The sequence below is a fragment of the Listeria grayi genome (assembly GCF_900638015.1).
In the GTDB taxonomy this organism is placed as follows: Bacteria; Bacillota; Bacilli; order Lactobacillales; family Listeriaceae; genus Listeria; species Listeria grayi.
Genome location: NZ_LR134483.1, coordinates 646496 through 664300, shown reverse-complemented (window position 1 = coordinate 664300; position 17805 = coordinate 646496). Strand labels below are relative to the sequence as shown.

Annotated in this window: 16 protein-coding genes; 4 read left to right on the top strand and 12 right to left on the bottom strand. The window is 42.3% G+C overall.

Going from position 1 to position 17805, the window contains the following annotated elements; genetic code table 11:
- Positions 1 to 23: 23 nt before the first annotated feature.
- From EL241_RS03140 to aldA, 4 genes are all read right to left on the bottom strand, one after another.
- The gene (locus EL241_RS03140; protein WP_126320345.1) at positions 24 to 602 is read right to left on the bottom strand and encodes a nitroreductase family protein; all 579 of its coding nucleotides are present in this window, start codon (positions 600 to 602) and stop codon (positions 24 to 26) included.
- A gap of 21 nt (positions 603 to 623) precedes the next feature.
- Entirely contained in the window at positions 624 to 992 is a 369-nt protein-coding gene (isdG, locus tag EL241_RS03135; protein ID WP_036107999.1) for a heme oxygenase IsdG, read from the bottom strand.
- A 133-nt stretch (positions 993 to 1125) separates the two neighbouring features.
- Positions 1126 to 2229, bottom strand: coding sequence for a dual-specificity RNA methyltransferase RlmN (gene rlmN / locus EL241_RS03130; RefSeq protein ID WP_003757909.1), 1104 nt, complete (start codon positions 2227 to 2229; stop codon positions 1126 to 1128).
- Between the two features lie 91 nt (positions 2230 to 2320).
- Positions 2321 to 3748 carry an aldehyde dehydrogenase gene (gene aldA / locus EL241_RS03125; RefSeq protein WP_003757907.1) on the bottom strand — a complete coding sequence of 476 codons (1428 nt, stop codon included), beginning with the start codon at positions 3746 to 3748 and terminating at the stop codon, positions 2321 to 2323.
- A gap of 130 nt (positions 3749 to 3878) precedes the next feature.
- Here aldA and EL241_RS03120 point away from each other — a divergent pair, with 130 nt between their 5' ends.
- Genes EL241_RS03120 through EL241_RS03110 form a run of 3 tightly spaced genes read left to right on the top strand, consistent with a single transcriptional unit; the run spans position 3879 to position 8085 of the window.
- Positions 3879 to 4826 (top strand): AAA family ATPase, encoded by a 948-nt coding sequence (locus EL241_RS03120; RefSeq protein WP_036108003.1) that lies wholly within the window; start codon positions 3879 to 3881, stop codon positions 4824 to 4826.
- Positions 4827 to 4832: 6 nt separating this feature from the next.
- The gene (locus tag EL241_RS03115) at positions 4833 to 5945 is read left to right on the top strand and encodes a DUF58 domain-containing protein (protein WP_036108006.1); all 1113 of its coding nucleotides are present in this window, start codon (positions 4833 to 4835) and stop codon (positions 5943 to 5945) included.
- On the top strand, positions 5938 to 8085 hold the full coding sequence (locus EL241_RS03110) for a transglutaminase TgpA family protein (protein WP_036108008.1): 2148 nt from the start codon (positions 5938 to 5940) through the stop codon (positions 8083 to 8085). The genes EL241_RS03115 and EL241_RS03110 overlap by 8 nt, the downstream gene beginning before the upstream one ends.
- Before the next feature lie 70 nt (positions 8086 to 8155).
- Here the strand turns inward: EL241_RS03110 and EL241_RS03105 are convergent, their stop codons facing one another.
- Positions 8156 to 9088 carry an LCP family protein gene (locus EL241_RS03105; protein ID WP_003757903.1) on the bottom strand — a complete coding sequence of 311 codons (933 nt, stop codon included), beginning with the start codon at positions 9086 to 9088 and terminating at the stop codon, positions 8156 to 8158.
- A 183-nt stretch (positions 9089 to 9271) separates the two neighbouring features.
- Between EL241_RS03105 and pbp4 the strand changes: the two genes are divergently transcribed.
- A complete protein-coding gene (gene pbp4 / locus EL241_RS03100) occupies positions 9272 to 11317 on the top strand; it encodes a penicillin-binding protein PBP4(5) (protein WP_126320344.1) in 2046 nt (681 codons plus the stop codon).
- Between the two features lie 51 nt (positions 11318 to 11368).
- Here the strand turns inward: pbp4 and EL241_RS03095 are convergent, their stop codons facing one another.
- From EL241_RS03095 to EL241_RS03065, 7 genes are all read right to left on the bottom strand, one after another.
- Complete coding sequence (locus tag EL241_RS03095; protein ID WP_126320343.1) at positions 11369 to 12757, bottom strand: polysaccharide deacetylase family protein; 1389 nt, start codon at positions 12755 to 12757, stop codon at positions 11369 to 11371.
- Between the two features lie 187 nt (positions 12758 to 12944).
- Positions 12945 to 13163 (bottom strand): hypothetical protein, encoded by a 219-nt coding sequence (locus EL241_RS03090; RefSeq protein WP_036108062.1) that lies wholly within the window; start codon positions 13161 to 13163, stop codon positions 12945 to 12947.
- 66 nt (positions 13164 to 13229) lie between these two features.
- On the bottom strand, positions 13230 to 13649 hold the full coding sequence (locus EL241_RS03085) for a NusG domain II-containing protein (protein ID WP_036108012.1): 420 nt from the start codon (positions 13647 to 13649) through the stop codon (positions 13230 to 13232).
- 66 nt (positions 13650 to 13715) lie between these two features.
- Entirely contained in the window at positions 13716 to 14723 is a 1008-nt protein-coding gene (locus EL241_RS03080; RefSeq protein ID WP_003757898.1) for an inorganic phosphate transporter, read from the bottom strand.
- 88 nt (positions 14724 to 14811) lie between these two features.
- Positions 14812 to 15186 carry a hypothetical protein gene (locus tag EL241_RS03075; protein WP_003757897.1) on the bottom strand — a complete coding sequence of 125 codons (375 nt, stop codon included), beginning with the start codon at positions 15184 to 15186 and terminating at the stop codon, positions 14812 to 14814.
- 8 nt (positions 15187 to 15194) lie between these two features.
- Positions 15195 to 16598, bottom strand: a complete 1404-nt coding sequence (locus EL241_RS03070) for an amino acid permease (RefSeq protein ID WP_036108015.1) — start codon at positions 16596 to 16598, stop codon at positions 15195 to 15197.
- Positions 16599 to 16724: 126 nt separating this feature from the next.
- The gene (locus tag EL241_RS03065; RefSeq protein ID WP_036108018.1) at positions 16725 to 17783 is read right to left on the bottom strand and encodes an FAD:protein FMN transferase; all 1059 of its coding nucleotides are present in this window, start codon (positions 17781 to 17783) and stop codon (positions 16725 to 16727) included.
- Positions 17784 to 17805: the final 22 nt, after the last annotated feature.

The following is a 17805-nucleotide window of genomic DNA, read 5'->3' as shown; positions in this document are numbered from 1 at the left end:
GAAACGGATGTTTTTATCATTTCTTATTCAATTTCCGTTACCCATTCCTCGATCGGACTGCGCTTCTTCACTTCTGGGACATTGTCTTCCAAAACGCTGAGGTACAATATTCCGATTACTTTGTTTTCATCCGGGATAGCCAAGGCACGGGCGAATGCTTTATCAAAAATAAATTTATTTGTTCGCCAGATCATTCCGACTCCTGCTTCCCAAGCTAATAATTGGAAGTTTTGGATAAAGGCGCTCACGGCCGCGATTGCTTCAAAGTCTTTCTTTTCTTCTTCGACTTGCTTTGCTGTAATAATAATGAGGTAAGGGGGTTTTTCTAGTTTTTGTTTGTTTTTTTCAAGCAACTCTTGTTTTTTCTCTGCTGCGATCGTGTCGCCTTGTGTTGCCTCGATACTTTTTCCGATTGCTTGGAGCAGCTTTTCTTTTCCTGATTTTGAGCCGATGATGTAGGCATTCCAGGGTTCCTGCTTGCTGTGGAAAGGCGCATATGCTGCTTGTTCCAACAACAGATCTATTTTGGCGCGCTCGATTGGCGCGCTACTCGCACGTTTGATACTTCTTCTTGCTAAGATGGCTTTTGTTGTTTCTGTCACTTTACTTCCTCCTTTAGGGGATCAGTGGATCTCTTTTTCAATCGGTTCTTGGATATGCACGATGTCATAACGCGCGATGCTATTGCCATGGATGCCTTTGCGCTGTTCTTTTTGTTCGCGCGAATCTTTTGTACGGCCGTGAGCACGTTTGAAAGAGTCGCTCTTTACCCAATTACGCTGTGCTTCTTCGCTGACCCATTTGCTGGTCACGACGACTTCTTCATGGTCTAAACTTTCGTCTGCATTCTTCCAAAGTTCAAACCCTAAGAATCCTTCCACTTCTGCAATATCTTTCGTTGGGGCGCCGTCGCCTAATTCGCCGGTAAATTGTTTGATTACTTGATCTCCAAATCCTTTTTCTACTTTAATAGTATTGGTCACTACGATCATGATTCTCGCCCTCTCTATTTTCAAAATAGTCAAATATATTATCTTATTATATGTGATAATGATTATCATTGTCAATTCTTTGTAAAAAAACAGCTTCTATTCTAATCGTTCCATTAGAATAGAAGCCATGACATCAAGCATTCTCATTGGCAGCAGCCCGGCGCATCCGTTCCCGAATGCCGACACGCTTGATTTGTTTACTTCGCAGTTGACCACAAGCTGCATCGATATCCGTCCCATGTTCGCGACGAACGACACAATTGATGCCGTTTTTCTTCAGCACATGATAAAACGCATTGATCGATTCTTCCGTACTGCGCTCGTAATCGATATGTTCCGCTACAGGGTTGTAGGGGATCATATTGACATAAGCCAGCTGGCTGTATGGTCTGATCAGTTGGGCTAATTCTTCCGCTTCTTTGACATGGTCATTGACATCTTTCAACATAATGTACTCAAATGTTACGCGGCGATTTGTTTTTTCGATGTAATATTCGATTGCTTCCATAAGTGTTTCGATCGAAAACGTCCGGTTGATACGCATGATCTGTGTGCGTAATTCATTATTAGGCGCATGCAAGGAGATCGCAAGGTTGACTTGCAGATCTTCGTCTGCGAATTCTTTGATCTTTGGTGCAAGACCACTTGTCGATACGGTGATATGCCGTGCTCCGATCGCAAGTCCGCTGTCACTGTTGACAACGTGCAGGAAGTTCATCAGATTTTCATAGTTATCGAAGGGTTCGCCGATTCCCATGACAACAATGTGACTGACCCGTTCGTCGCTGCCTCGGTCATCCAAATAATATTGCACATTCATGATTTGTTCGACGATCTCGCCGGCTGATAAGTCTCTGCTTTTTTTCAGGATACCACTCGCACAAAATGTACAGCCGATGTTGCAGCCTACTTGGGTGGTCACACACACAGATAGACCGTATTTTTGTTTCATCAGGACGGTCTCGATCAAATTGCCATCTTGTAATTTAAATAAGTATTTGGTTGTACCATCTTTTGATTCTTGGATAATTTCTTTTTCTAATGTTTCCATTACAAAGGACTCTTCCAGCAAAGCAAGTGTCTCTTTTGGAACATTGGTCATTTCCGCAAAGCTTCTTACCCGTTTGCGATATAACCAATCCCAGATCTGTTTGGCTCTGAACCCTTTTTGATCGCGTTCAACCAGCCAATCCGTTAATTTTTCCAGCGTGATACCATAAATGGAACTTTTTGACATTCTTTTTCCTCATTTCCCAGCATTCATTACTACCAAGATTATAGCTGTTTTTGCCGCAAGTAGCAATGCTTACTTCGATTAGAAAATGCTCCTATTCATAGCGCAAGTAGGCAACTGTCGTTTGTAAAAATTCTTCAAAGCCTTTGCGTCCATCTGCGCCCCCAAGTCCAGATTCGCGGAAGCCGGCATGGAAACCATTGATTGCTTCTTCTGCTTCACAGTTGACATATACTTCGCCAAAGCGGATTTCATTGATACCGCGCATGATCTCGCGATAGTTTTCCGAAAATAGATAAGAAGAAAGCCCGTAGACACTGTCATTGGCCAAGTCGATAACTTCATCAAATGTTTTATACGTCATGATCGGAACGACTGGTCCGAAAATTTCTTCATTCATGATTTCCATGTCTTGTGTCGCGTTGGTAATAATTGTTGGTTCAAAGAAATAACCTTTACCGCGGTCGATCTTATTTCCGCCAATTAGAATCTTCGCACCTTCTTTTTCTGCACCAGCAACTAATTCGCTGATATGATCCAGCTGTTCTTTATTGATAATGCTACCGTAATCGGTTTTTTCATCGTAAGGATCGCCAACTTGCAGTTTTTCCATGCTAGCGCGTAATTCTTTGGTAAATGCTTCTGCAACATTTTCATGGACATATACACGTTCCGGACATGTACAAACTTGACCGCTGTTTTTGATTCTCGCTTGTACGATATAACGGACAGCTTTTTGCAGATCCGCATGTTCGGTTACGATCGTTGGTGCTTTACCACCTAATTCGAGGTTTACTTTTTTGACTGTTTCGGCAGCTGCCTTCATGACTGCTTTCCCAGAACCCGTGCTCCCGGTAATGGAGATCAAATCGATATCTGGATGCTTAGACAGCTGATTCCCTACTTCCGAGCCGCTTCCAACAACGACTTGGAAAAGACCTGTTGGCAGGCTTGTTCTTTGCGTGTATTCGGCGATTTTCAGAGTATTCAGCGGCGACTCATTGCTTGGTTTGATAACGACCGAACAACCTGCAATCAGAGCTGGAATCAGCTTACGCATCAAAACAAAGACCGGTGCATTCCAAGGAAGAATTCCGCCTACAATGCCGATCGGTTTCTTTAAGAAGACGATCATTTCGTCATCGATCTCGCTTGGGACTACTTCTGATTCTAAATGATAGGCAAAGCCGGCCATATAATCAATGTATTGAATAGAACGTTCTATCTCACCAATTGCTTCTTTAAAAGTTTTCCCTTGTTCTTCTACATAGATTTTTGCTAATTCTTCTTTATTTTCCTCAAGGATCGGTTTTAGTTCTTTCACGATCTCGCTTCTTGCCGCCATTGTTTTTTTCGCCCATTCCTTTTGCGCTTCTTTGGCGCCGGCAATAGCTTCATTTACATCTTGTTCATTTGATTGAGGCATGGTTTCGATAAATTTTTCTGTCACCGGATTGATCAGCTCTTTCGTCTTATCAGAATGACTTAATACAAATTTACCATTGATATAATTTTCCATCATTTTTAACTTCCTCCTCTATTGTTTCACTCTTTTTTGTGTTCCCTACAAGCGTAAAATAAAACTTAATTTACAAGTAAATGGTAATATAGTAGCATTAGTACCATAATAAGCTGGAGAGCGAGGTAAGATAATGGCAAATATAGAAAGAAATCCGATAGAAACGCTTATAAATGAGGTGGAAAAAGCGATCGTCGGGAAACGTGAAACGATCAAATTATGTTTGACCGCTTTTTTAGCCAGTGGACATGTTTTATTAGAAGATGTCCCGGGTGTTGGGAAAACGATGCTTGTCCGATCGCTTGCAAAAGCAATGGGGATACGTTTCAAGCGTATTCAGTTTACCCCTGACTTACTTCCAGCAGATGTGACAGGGATCTCCATTTTCAATCCGGAAACGCGTGAATTTGAATTCCGGCCCGGTCCGATCGTTGGCAATATCGTATTAGCCGATGAGATCAATCGTACTTCTCCCCGCACGCAAGCTGCTTTACTAGAAGGAATGTCTGAAAACAGCGTCACCGTTGATGGCGTGACTCATTTATTAGAAGATCCGTTTTTCGTCATGGCGACGCAAAATCCAGTCGAATACGAAGGAACTTATCCGCTACCCGAAGCGCAGTTAGACCGTTTCCTGTTGAAACTTGCCATTGGCTATCCGACAGCAGAAGAAGAATTGGAACTACTTACACGTAAAGAGAAGACGGATACGCTTGCTTCTGTGAATGAAGTATTAGACAAAACAGCGATCTTGGCATTAAAAAAACAAGTTCAAGACGTTCATATCAATACCGAATTAAAGCAATACATCATCCAGCTGGTTCAAGAAACAAGAAACCACCCGAAGATCCTGCTCGGTGTAAGTCCGCGGGGGACCCTCGCTTTCATGCAAGCCGTAGCCGCATATGCCCTGATTGAAGGACGCGATTATGCCATTCCGGATGACGTCCAATATCTGGCACCTTTTATCTTTGAACACCGCCTACTCCTTAAAACAGCTTATCGCTTTGAAGCGGCTTCGATTCGTTCAATCGTCGAAGAGATCATAAGCACCGTTCCTATCCAGGCAAAGAAAGGATAATCCGATATGAAAAAGCAAACGCTCCGCTTTATCGGCAGGTGGGTTTTCTGGATCATCGTCTACGGCCTCGTCTGGCTGTTCACATTGTTTCAAGGCGACAAAGCCAGCTGGTTTTTAACTTATTTCATTACATTTATCCTACTATTGCTATTGATCGTCTCGATTTCACCACTGCGCAACTGGCGTATCCAGTATGCTCTCGCACAGCCATATTACGCAGCTGGCGAAACGATCCATGTCCATTTACAGCTACAGCGCAAAATCCCCTTTCTACAAGGTAATTTAAAAATCCAACAGCAGATCCGTTCCAAAACTGACGCCAGCGGGTGGCTGGAACAGACTATTTCTCCATTTTTCCGTAAAAAGCTCCTTGTTCCGCTACCTGGCTTCCCTGCAAAACGCGGACCCGTCGATTTTTCTACAGTCCGGCTGACCACCCGTGATCCTTTCAACTTGATCGCGAAAAGTATCCAGCTCGAAACAAGTGAGACGTTGCTAGTATATCCGGCTTATGAAAAAGCGTTAGCCCTTTCCATTGCTGATTCACTGTCGCAAGGCGAGCAAAATGCGGATCACTGGTCCTTGATGAAAAACGAAAATATCTACGGTCTACGCAAATTCCAAAACGGTGACCGTATCGCGCTGATCGATTGGAAAACTACAGCCAAAAAGAATGAACTTTTTATGAAAGAATACGAAAGCAGCCGCAATGCTGAACTACATGTTTTTTTTCATAATAAACATGCAGTTGATCACGAAACAAGTTTGACTGCCTGCTATTCCTTCGTTCGTCATTTATCGGAGCAAGGTCAGCCGATCGAATTATTGATTCCCACTGAAACTTTTCAACAAGCTGGCGAAGGTAAAGCATTCACCGAAACGATCGCGCATTTATTTGCCAATTTGGAAGCAAAGCCGGCAGATCAAGATTTACTGATTCCTGATGGTCCAACTATCGTCTTTACTCCGGAAATCGATGAAACGATCCAACGTGTGCTGGAAAATTATCGTTATCATGATAGTTTGAAAATCGTTACTGCTCAGGGGGATCCCACGCTCCATTCCGATAAAGTCTTGGAACTTGCGGATCTTATAAGAAAGGAGGCGCGCAATGTCTAAACGAATCCTTAGTGGCTGCTTATTGGTATTTGCTTTCCTTTTGATTGCTGAGTGGGTGTATCCTTTTCATGATATCTTGAGAATCGGCGGTAGTTCGTGGACAGTGCTGTTTATCGCCAGTTGCTTACTTGGCAGTTTCTTCCAACTGCGTTTTTATATTTCTTTTCCGATTCATTTCGTGTTGGTTTATCTTTTCAGCACTCTAGCGGTGAAAGGTACGAATCCACTAAGGATCAGTGCTATTTCTACTTTCATAGACAACGTCCGAGATGGGATCGCAGCAATGACGGAATTATCCGCAAAAGCTGTGCCGCCGCTATTTATCTATCTTATTTTCTTAGTGGCATTATGGCTACTTGCCTATATCACGTTTTACTCTATTTTTCGGAAACAACGTGTTTTGAATATTCTTATCATGACATTGCTCTATTTGCTCATCATCAATACATTTACACAATATGACGCTACTTTTGCGATTGTCCGAAGCTGTCTGTTTGGATTTTTGATTCTATATCTCGCTAATTGGCGAGCCAATTTGAGTCCCACCAGCCATGTCTTTAGCAAACGGATCTTTTATCATCTGGGCATATTCGCGCTATTATTTGCTATTCTTTTTGCAGCGACCCAGCTTCCCACGTATAAGCCCTATTTTGCCGATCCGATCCCGACGCTTAAAAGCAAGTTTGGTCTGCTGGATACAACCAGACAAATTGGCTACAGTGAAGATGATTCACGTCTAGGCGGTCCTTTAGAGAATGATAGTACCGAGGTCTTTCAAGTTCAGACTGAAAGTGCCCATTATTATCGCGTGGAAGCAAAATGGCAGTATACAGGAAAAGGCTGGGAAACGCCGAAAGCAGAAAAAACAAAGCCGCTTTCATCACAGACTGATTTTCCTATCGACCTGAATGACCGTTATGATACGAAAGCGAAAGAACAAATAGATATTGAATTCACTGCATCTAACGGTTATATTGCTTATCCATATGGTACGGACAAACTCCAAAGCGGTGCAAGTGATATACGCTACCAGCCCGCTGGCGACAAACTCACCACAGAAAATGGCATCAAAAAGTACCACATCGAACTGGAACCCCCTGTTTATGATATTCCTACGATGCAAAAAGCAAAGATGGATCAGCTCAACAAAAAATTCCTCGCCCAATATACCCAACTGCCCCGCGAACTGCCGAAACGAGTCAAGCAGTTAGCGGAAAAGGTGACTGCTGGTGAAAAAACAGCTTATGATAAAGCCAAGGCAATCGAGACTTATTTAAACAGCGGTGGACGTTTCACCTATAGTATCGAAAATGCGGATGTCACAGATCGCGGTAAAGACTATGTCGATCAATTCTTGTTCGACACAAAAATTGGCTACTGCGATAATTTTTCAACAGCCATGGTCGTGATGCTTCGTTCCTTAGGCATCCCTGCTCGTTGGGCGAAAGGCTTTAACAGTGGTACAATGATTGACGATGTTGAAATGACCTACCAGATCACAAACGATAACGCTCATTCATGGCCGGAAGTCTATTTTCCCGGTACTGGCTGGGTTCCCTTTGAGCCAACGACGACATTCAGCAATCCGGAAACTTTTACCGAGGCGCAAACTGAAGCTCCTGAGCAATCAGCCGATTCTACTAATGACAGTGAGGCTGATACTGAAACACCAGCGGAAAAACCGGATACGGCTACACCAAATCAGCAAAAGCAGGAACAACAAAAACAATCTAAAAAAGAGACTGCAAAATCGAAAGCAACCTCTTCGAATGACCATTCCATTCTTTTATGGATAAGCACGATCACAGCGATCGTCTTGCTCCTTTTAGCAATAGTCGCCTTCCTATTCCGGCGCCAGTTCACTGTATGGCGATTGAAACGCAGGTTAGAAAATGAAGCGATCACTTTCACTGCCGCTTATGAACGACTACTTCATGCATTGACAACAAGCAAGATAAAGCGTCAGTCTTCAGAAACGCTGCGTCAATTCGCTCAGCGCTTCAGCATGATAGACGGTCTAGCTGTATTAACACAGCGGTATGAACAGCTTACTTACAGAAATAGCTCAGAAAATATCATTTCTTCTGAAGAAAAAGCCTTGTTCTTGGCTATTCTTGCTAAGCTACCTTATAAAGCCTAAAAAGCGCCCTACTCCAAACATGATCTGTTTAGAGTAGGACGCTTTTTTATTTTAAAATCTGATACTGATATTATTTATTCAAAAAATCCTGCAAGGCTTTTGCATTAGCTGCAACATCGTCCATTCGCAAAACGTCGCCTGGTCCATCGATTCGTTCAGGATGCCATAACCCTTTGGCTGGGATACTGAATTTTTCAAGCGGCTCGGTTTTGCCTAAGACAAAATCGATTCCTGTCTTGAATAACAAATTGCTGGGCAAGTCTGTCGCGGTATACCCTTGTAGTTTCCCTAAGACATCGGGAAGTTTTGTGATGCTCCCTGCACTTACCGCTTGCTCTTTCAATGCATTCAAAACTTGTTGCTGTCTCCGGATCCGGCCAAAGTCTCCTTCTGCATCATGACGGAAACGGGCATACTGCAAGAGTGTTTTGCCGTCCATTTTTTGTTTTCCAGCTTTGATCGCAACATCAATATTCTTCGACATATTTTTCTCCGCATTGATCTCAATTCCGTCTGGTGCCAGCGTATCGACGATTTTAGGGAATTGCGAGAAATTAGCAACGACGTAATATTGGATATCCACATTGAAGTTTTCTTTGATCGTTTTCCGAACCAGTTCCGGTCCACCGAACGAATAAGCAGCATTGATCTTGTTTTTTCCATGTCCCGGAATATCGACATATGTATCGCGCATGATCGATACTAGTTTTGGCGTGCCTGTTTTTTTATCGTATCTGGCGATCATGATCGAATCAGATCGACCTCGATCTTTACCACGCGAATCACTTCCTAGGAGTAGCACATTGAAATCGCCGTTCCCAGATTTTACTCCGTTAAATGGAAATGACTGCAGTGTATTTTCTTTTTCAGCCTGTTTTAAACTCGATTTATATTTACTATAAGCAACTATTCCCGTGATAACCCCGATAATCAAAAAAATGACTACGATTGCTATGATTACACGACCTACACGTACTTTTCGTTTTTTTTGATGTTTCGCCATTTTTTCACCTCATTTTTTACACTTTACTCTACTATACTACAATAAATTTGCAAATAATTGGAAATGAAATAACTAAGAATTTTTAAAGATTGCATCTTTTTCACCATAACTCGATTATTCTATACCCTTTTTCGCCATTAACGTGTAAACTAAAAGTATAAAAATAAAAAAGTAGGTGTTCAGATGTATAACCAGATAAACAAAAAGAAATCTAAAAAACCTATCTGGATCAGTATTGGGATCGTGGCAGCGCTTATTATTATCGCCGCGGGTGTATTTCTTTTTATTCACTTTAAAAACAGGGCATTGAATGAAGCAACTGCTGTTTCAGAGTCATTTACAAAAAATCTACAAAAGCAGGAATATGCTAAACTCAAAAACGACGTCAACAGCGCATCACTGAAGAAAGTAGCCTTCACAAAACAGGAAATGGTCGATAAATACCAAACAGTTTATAACGGGATCGGCGCAAAAGATATCAAAATCAGTAATTTGAAAGTAAAACAGGCAAAAGAAAAGAATCAGTTTGCTTTGACATATGACTTAAAAATGACAACAGATTTGGGACCGCTGAAAACGAAACATTTTTCCGCGACACTTGCTCAAGAAGGCGATAAATGGAAAGTCAATTGGAAGCCGGATCTGATCTTCCCGAATATGGTCAAATCAGATAAAGTCTTTTTCTCTTCTGACGATGCCAAGCGCGGTGATATCGTCGACCGTAATGGCAAAAAATTGGCAACGATGGATCATATCGAACAGTATGGCATCTTTCCTGAAAAACTTGGCAGCGGTAAGGAAAAAGAAAAAAACATCCAAGCGATCAGTAAAGAACTGCATGTCGAAACGGCTTTTGCAAAATCACAATTAGCACAATCATGGGTGAAGCCGGACAGTTTTGTTCCGCTCAAAAAATGGATCGAAAAAGGAACGCCTAAAGATCTTCCAGGTCTCGCCTCTTCTGCTATATCGATTCGTACCTACCCGCTTAATGAAGCAGCAGCCCAATTGATCGGTTATGTTGGCGAAGTCAGTGCTGACGACATCAAAAAGAATCCAGCGCTAGCAGCAGGAGATGTTATCGGGAAAACCGGCTTAGAACGTTATTTCGACAAACAATTACGCGGTAAAAACGGCGGGACGATCAAAATCGTCAACAGCCAAACAAAAAACGAGGAAGTGCTTCAACAAGTAGCCAAAGCAGATGGGAAGCCAATCAAATTGACGATCGATGCTGCTATCCAGCAAAAAGCTTTCGACAGCTTAGGGAACGAAACTGGACAAGCTACGATGATCAATCCGAAGAACGGTGATTTGCTTGCACTGGTCAGCACACCTTCCTTCAACCCCAACCAAATGACGGCTGGGATTTCTGCAAAGGATTATAAAAAACTCGCTGACAATAAAGACTTGCCATTCTTAGCTCGCTATACAACTCGCTATGCACCTGGATCGACTTTCAAGACGCTGACGGCAGCAGTCGGACTTGATCTAGGCGTGACGAAACCGGATAAAGTCCGTAAGATCTCCGGATTGAAATGGCAAAAAGACAGTTCTTGGGGCAAATATTTTGTCACACGGGTGCATGACGTTCCATCTGTCAACATGACAGATGCCTTAGTATTCTCCGACAATATCTATTTTGCACAAGAAGGACTCGAGATCGGTGCGAAGCGTTTGGAAGCAGGACTCAAGAAATTCAACTTTGACAAAGATTATAAAGATCTACCATTTACGATGAATCCTGGACAAATCTCCAACAAAGAAGGATTATCCTCCGAAGTGTTATTAGCAGACACTGCATATGGCCAAGGTCAATTGCTGCTGTCTTCCATTCAACAAGCGGTAGCCTACTCTGCCATCGCAAATCACGGGAAAATCCCGCAGCCTCGGCTGATTTTGGCAGATAAGGCTGCACCACTTGAACAGGCTGTGAAAGCTGATTCAGCTGATAAAGTCGCAGCGGCATTAGTGAAAACAGTCAGCGATCCTGGCGGAACAGCACACGCCTTAGCTTTAAACGGTAAAAAATTAGCCGCCAAGACTGGAACAGCAGAATTGAAAGAGAAACAAGGAGAATCCGGTAAAGAAAATGGATTCCTCTATACCTTCGATGCCGACAATCCCGATTTTCTCTTAGTAGGAATGGTAGAAGATGTCAATGGCCGCGGTGGCAGTGGTTTAGTTATTAAGCAATTGAAACCTTTAGTAGAAAGTATGTATAAATAAGAAAACGGTTTGGAAAGAAGCATCATGCTTTCTTTCCAAACCGTTTTTATTTTATTTCACAGTACGGTGATTATAGCTGCTGAAATATTCACAGCCTGATTGCAATTCTTGTCCGAGTAGTTCATTGACTGTTACAAATCTATAACCACGTTTTTTGAGTACTCGAAGTGTTTTATCTAAGCTGGCAGCAGTTTTGCCATGAATATCATGCATCAAGACGATCTCGCCTTGCCCTGCATTCGCCAGCACTGCCTTAGTTACACTATTTCCTGATTTCGCTTTCCAATCAAGCGTATCGATCGTCCATTCTACGATCGGCACACCAGCAACCTCTGCGACTTGCCGATCAACACCACCATATGGCGGCCTGACCACTGCGGGAAAATGCCCTGTGGCTTGATAGACAGCGATCTGTGTTCCCCAGATCTGCTGGGCTACTTCCTTCGCAGGACGCTTCGTCAATAATGGGTGATCCCAAGAATGATTACCGACTTGATGCCCTTCCGCCATTTCACGTTTGACCAATGCCGGATTTTTTTCAACATTGGAGCCAAGCACAAAGAAAGTTGCTTTGGCATGATGTTTGCGCAGAACATCCAGTATCTTTGGCGTATACAAACTGCTTGGACCATCATCAAAAGTAAGCGCAATGGTTTTCTTTTTGGAGATCCGTGGCACTTCTGGACGTGCATACTGTTTATTCAGATGCTTTTCTTTCAGCTGATAACCAATCGTTTTCAGTGGAATCGTTACTTTCTTGACTGTTTTCACATGCGGGATCTTGACTGGTAGGATCAGCGCTTCATTCGTCAAATGAAAATCATAGGCACCCGCCTTGTTTGGAAACTGGATAGCTGCTAGATCTTTTCCGTTGGCAACTCGAAGTTTGCCAGTACGGATCGCAGCTTCTGCCACGATTTTTTTGAATGCTGCTTTTTTATAGAAGGAATTCTTAAAAATCAACTGCAAAGTAAGCAGGTCATTAGTCGTTTGATCCAATGTCAAAGTTTGGATCAGCTCTCGTTTTTTCAATTGGACGAGCTTGGTTCCTTGACGTTCATAGCTGACTTTCTCAATGCGGAAACTGTCGGTATTCTTAGCAGAAGACTGTTCTTTAAACGTATAAAAATAGTAACGCGGTTTGTCGGATCGTAAGGCCTTCAAATCTTGCACGATATACGTGTCCATTTGTTTCTTTACCAACTTATTATCCTGTTTGTCTTTGGTCAGCGGGATATACGTTGTGATCTGCACATCGCCCTGCTTGTGATGTGCCTTTCTAAAAGCGATCCCTGGGTTTTGTTTTACCGACTGGTCGATTTTCTTCTCTAGCTTTTCTTCCGCAACTTTGATCTGATGCTTGTGATACAACCATGTACCGATGATAAGCGCAGCTGCTGCAAGAATGATCAGCCCAATAAAGAGCCATTTTTTCTTCAAATCTGTACACCTCAATGGAAAAGAATCTTCCCCAACTCTTTTCTGGTACTATTATACACATGATAATAAAATTTTCTAGCGTTTTTGTTAATTTTTTGCTTTTCTTTAACTTTTTATGACAACTTTTCGACAAAAAAACTTGAAGCCGCATAGACTTCAAGTTGGGTCATGATTTATCCAATCGATATTACTTTTTCCAGCCTTTTTTAAATCCTTCGACAAAAGAACTCGAGGTTTTGGCGGCGGATTTTACAACGAGTGCGGAACCATAAATGGCGATCTTGGACAGATCACCGATCACCTCGCCTGCTTTACCAGCTGTTGTACTGATTTGTGTTGCGATCTCTTCTCCGGCTGCTTTTGCTTTTTCTTCATCAAATAGAATCAAACGTTCTTCTTCAGACAAAGTAAATCCCTCCGTTTCCATTTTTTTCATCCTACCAGATTTTTTCTGCTGGTTCAAGCAACAACATTAATTCGGGATAATGATATCGTTTGAGTCGGATTTCTGCGGTTTTTTGGTTTTTATATCTACGAATAATTTATGCGGCAAGCAGATGATCGTTTCGCCCGGCTTGCTTTTCCAACCCATTTTCACCCCGACTTGGTCCGGGCTGTTATCTTCCTTGATACGGATGCTTTCTCCTTTTACTTCCATGATATTATATTGCTTTCCTTTTCCATGAATCGTAAAAATATCGTCTCCCTTGTGGCCCGTCAACGTAATCTTCCGGATCTGTTTGCCATCTTGGGTAATAACTGCAACAACTTCTTTACCAGTTTCCTTTGCTTGGACAACTGAAAAAATGATGATCGGTAAGAAAGATAACAGGATCAATAAGGTGATTATGATAACATCAAATGGCCGAACCATTTTTAGATAAGATTTCATAGTAATAATCCTTTCTATCTCTTTGTTACCCATCATACAATATTTTCTACGAACTAGAAACCCTTTTTAGAAAAAGATTGCATTTAAAAGCCAAAACACAAGGGCAGCGAGCGTGCCTGAGAGCGGTAAGGTGATCAGCCAAGTAACGAGCATGTTTTTCCCCGTACGCCAATTGACTTCTTTTTTATGATTTGCCGTCCCAACGCCCATGATCGAGCTGTCGATGACTTGTGTAGTGCTCACCGGAAGTTTAGTCAATGTCGCTGTCATAATGACGGACAGTGAACTGAGATCAGCCGCTACTCCTGTTACTGGTTCGATTTTCATGATTTTTGTGCCGACAGTTTTGATGATTCGATATCCACCGATCGAAGAGCCTAGTGCCATTGCTGCTGCACACGAAATTTGCACCCAAAGCGGTACCCCTGCGGATTTAGATTGAAATCCGCTAGTGATCAGCGCCAAAGTGATGATCCCCATTGTTTTTTGGGCATCATTCGTCCCATGTGAGTATGCTTGGATCGCTGCTGTAAAAATTTGTGCGATCCGGAAATGGCGATTTGCTTTCGCCCGCTTGCGATTGCGGAACAACCATTTTATCAAGGAATAGATCAAATAGCCGACGGTAAAACCTAAGATAGGTGAAATAATAAGTGCTAGGATGATCGTCAAAAAACCGGTGTAATTCAAGATCTGGAACGAATTTGCCGAAGCAACCGCTGCCCCGGCGATCGCCCCGATCAGCGCATGAGAAGAACTGCTCGGCATTCCTACCAACCATGTCAGTAGGTTCCATATAACTGCTGCAAGAACCCCGCATAAGACGACGAAAACACCATTTTCCAATTTAAATGGGTTGATAATACTACTAGTCAGCGATTCTGCTACCCCGGTAAAAGAGATGGCTCCCAAGAAATTCATGACCGCCGCCATGAGGATCGCTACTCTTGGCTTTAAAGCTCTTGTTGATATACATGTTGCTACTGCATTAGCGATATCATGGAATCCATTGATGAAATCAAATAGCAGTCCTGCTACGACGATGCAGATCGTAATAATTAAAATCGTATCCATATCCGTTCCCCTGACTTTTTCTTTTTCTTAAGGTTCTATACCCCAATAGAAAAAAACAATACCGCTTTAGGCAGTATTGTTTTGTCCTTTAGTTATAGCTATTTTCTCTTTTCACAACTGTCATAATTCCGGAAATCAAGTAAAGAATGCCGTGAATGCTAGCAATTTGCAAACCACCCAGTACAATCAAGACAACTCCCCAATTTTTTGCTTCCGGAGCATTGTATTTTAATTTATTAGCACTGATAAATCCGAGAACGACCGATGCTCCCATTAAGAGTAGGAAAAATAAAAAATAGATTCCCAGACCGATCACTCCAAATAGCACGTCACCCGCTGAGAAATCTTCTGGAAAGAAGGAAGCGATAAAACCAATCATTACTAACATGCCTACGCACCCTATAACGATTGTATTAACGATTGCTCCGATCAGTGCTAGTATATATTCTGTCCGTCTATTCATGTTATTTCTCAGATCCTTTTCTCATCTCTTAATTTCGAATGCCATACACCAAATGAGAAATACACGATCAAGCCGACTACAAACCAAATTGCAAAAGCAATCAAGGTGATACCAGAAAGGTTGATGATCAGATACACACACAGTAAGAAAGAAAGTGCCGGTACCACCGGATAAAATGGTGTTTTAAAACCAGTATCCGGAATATGTTTATTATTTCTCAAGAAGAATATACCTAATGATACCATAGCAAAAGCAAATAATGTACCGATATTGATCAATTCCGCTAATTTCGTCAGTGGGACTAAACCAGCGATGATACCCATCACAGTCGCAAAAATCAACGTATTGACTACCGGGGTATTATTACTGTTTACTTTCGCGAATGTTTTCGGCAACAAGCCGTCGCGACCCATTGCATAAATCAAGCGCGTCCCACCATAAGACATAACCAGGATAACAGTTGTCATCCCGACGATCGCTCCTAACGACAGCAGACCGGCGAACCAGTTTTGATTGATTGCTTGCAGGGCAAAAGCAACCGGTGCGCTCACATCTTTCAGCAAGTCATAGTGGATGATCCCTGTCAGTACTGCAGACAATAGAATATAGAGCAGTGTACAGATAAATAGCGATGAAATGATCCCGATCGGCATATTTTTCTGCGGATTCTTGACTTCTTCCGAGGCGGTCGAAACAGCATCAAAACCTATATAGGCAAAGAACACCATCGACGCACCGGTAATGATTCCTTTAAAGCCGAACGGCATGAACGGCTGCCAGTTGTCGGGCTTTACATAAAATGCGCCGACAACGATAAAGAGAACAACGACCGCTAATTTAACGATCACCATAATATTATTGACACGCGTTGATTCTCTGATCCCTAGACTCAGCAAGACGCCGATCACGATCACAACGACAAAGGCAAGCAAGTCGAAATACGTACCGGTGGCCGGATTGTAAGAGCCAGCGATCAGCTTTGGAATCTCTACATGGAATCCTGCAAGCAGACTTTGCATATAGGACGACCAGCCACTTGCGACCGCAGCAACTGCTAGACCATACTCAAGTAGTAGCGCCCAGCCAATGATCCAGGCAAAAATTTCTCCAAAAACATAATAGCTATATGTATAAGCACTTCCCGCAATGGGCAGCTTTGATGCAAATTCGGAATAACAGAGTGCCGCTAAACAACAGGCGATCCCTGCAATGATAAATGAAATAACGATCGCTGGGCCGGAAACCACCGAAGCGATCTCGCCAGGTAAAATAAAAATCCCTGATCCAACTACTGCGCCGACACCTAACATCGTTAAGTCAAACGCTCCTAAGCTTTTTTTCAATTTCCCTTCTACAATTGTATCTTTTGTAAATATTTTCCGTCTAAACGGAGAATGACTCCCATCACTCATATGAAAACCTCCAATTCTGTATTGTTAGGGTAACATCTAAAGCAGAATTTTTCAACTAAAAATTTTTAATTGTGCGAATATTTCGTTTCCAAAGAGACACCTGTAAGACCTACAGGTGTCCTGATTTTATTTCGCCATATGAAAATTCTTAGCTGTCAAATGAAACTTCCCTTTTAAGCCAGATGTGATATATACTTTCTTATCTTTGCTGACAAAAATTGCTTCCACGCCTTTTTGTTTTTCAATAAAAGCAAGTCCGTTTTTTATCCCTTCCGAAAATGCTGCCGAGGATAAGCCGTCACCTGTCAGCGATTTGTCAGATATGATCGATACACCAGCAATGTTGTTTTTGAATGGATAGCCGGTTTTCGGATCAAATAAATGATGATACTTCACGCCGTCCACTTCCAAATAACGTTCATAGATACCTGATGTGACGATCGATTTGTTATGCGCCGGCAAGTAGCCGATCAGCTGACCACGTGAGGAAAACGGATCCTGTATCCCGACTTTGAAAACATCACCACTCGGGCTATTCCCATGGATAAGCACGTTGCCGCCTAGATCAATAATCGAAGACTGCACGCCTTCTTTATTAAAGACTTTCTGTACTTCATCGGCAATAAAGCCTTTGGCGATGCCTCCTAGATCAAGCTTCATCCCTTTTTTCTTAAGGAAAACGCTATGCTCTTTGTCGTTCAGAACCACATTTTGATAACCGACTAACGGCAGACGTTCCTTGATTTCTTTATCCGTCGGTTTTTTTGCATCTGGGAAACCGATATGCCACAGTAAGGTGATCGGTCCGATCGTAATGTCTTTGCTTCCGCCGGTTTCTTTACTGTACAGAATACCCCGCTTGATCAGTTTATAGATATTTTTATCTACTGAAACAGGTTTTATCCCGCTTGCAGCATTGATTTTATCGACTTCAGATTCTTGTTTGAATTCATTATTGATATCGATTTTGATCGCTAATTCACGAATGCGTTTAAAACCTTTATCAAGGGCTGCTTCTTTGTCCTTGTCGTATACTTTTAATTTGACGATCGTGCCCATGATCACTTCCGATTTGGTATAGGGTTCATCTTTTAGTTCCACTTTTTTCTTTTCTTCCCCACAACCAGCTAATACCAATAGTGCTGCCACTGTGATGCTAAGCAGCCAGATACCTTTTCTCTTCATTTTGACACCCTTCCTATTCACT

Excerpts from the sequence above, each read along its gene's own strand:
- rlmN (WP_003757909.1), bottom strand. The coding sequence starts at position 2,229 with ATGTCAAAAAGTTCCATTTATGGTATCACGCTGGAAAAATTAACGGAT.
- EL241_RS03065 (WP_036108018.1), bottom strand. The coding sequence starts at position 17,783 with ATGAAGAGAAAAGGTATCTGGCTGCTTAGCATCACAGTGGCAGCACTA.
- EL241_RS03115 (WP_036108006.1), top strand. The coding sequence starts at position 4,833 with ATGAAAAAGCAAACGCTCCGCTTTATCGGCAGGTGGGTTTTCTGGATC.
- isdG (WP_036107999.1), bottom strand. The coding sequence starts at position 992 with ATGATCGTAGTGACCAATACTATTAAAGTAGAAAAAGGATTTGGAGAT.
- EL241_RS03110 (WP_036108008.1), top strand. The coding sequence starts at position 5,938 with ATGTCTAAACGAATCCTTAGTGGCTGCTTATTGGTATTTGCTTTCCTT.
- pbp4 (WP_126320344.1), top strand. The coding sequence starts at position 9,272 with ATGTATAACCAGATAAACAAAAAGAAATCTAAAAAACCTATCTGGATC.
- aldA (WP_003757907.1), bottom strand. The coding sequence starts at position 3,748 with ATGATGGAAAATTATATCAATGGTAAATTTGTATTAAGTCATTCTGAT.
- EL241_RS03085 (WP_036108012.1), bottom strand. The coding sequence starts at position 13,649 with ATGAAATCTTATCTAAAAATGGTTCGGCCATTTGATGTTATCATAATC.
- EL241_RS03075 (WP_003757897.1), bottom strand. The coding sequence starts at position 15,186 with ATGAATAGACGGACAGAATATATACTAGCACTGATCGGAGCAATCGTT.
- EL241_RS03080 (WP_003757898.1), bottom strand. The coding sequence starts at position 14,723 with ATGGATACGATTTTAATTATTACGATCTGCATCGTCGTAGCAGGACTG.
- EL241_RS03120 (WP_036108003.1), top strand. The coding sequence starts at position 3,879 with ATGGCAAATATAGAAAGAAATCCGATAGAAACGCTTATAAATGAGGTG.
- EL241_RS03070 (WP_036108015.1), bottom strand. The coding sequence starts at position 16,598 with ATGAGTGATGGGAGTCATTCTCCGTTTAGACGGAAAATATTTACAAAA.
- EL241_RS03105 (WP_003757903.1), bottom strand. The coding sequence starts at position 9,088 with ATGGCGAAACATCAAAAAAAACGAAAAGTACGTGTAGGTCGTGTAATC.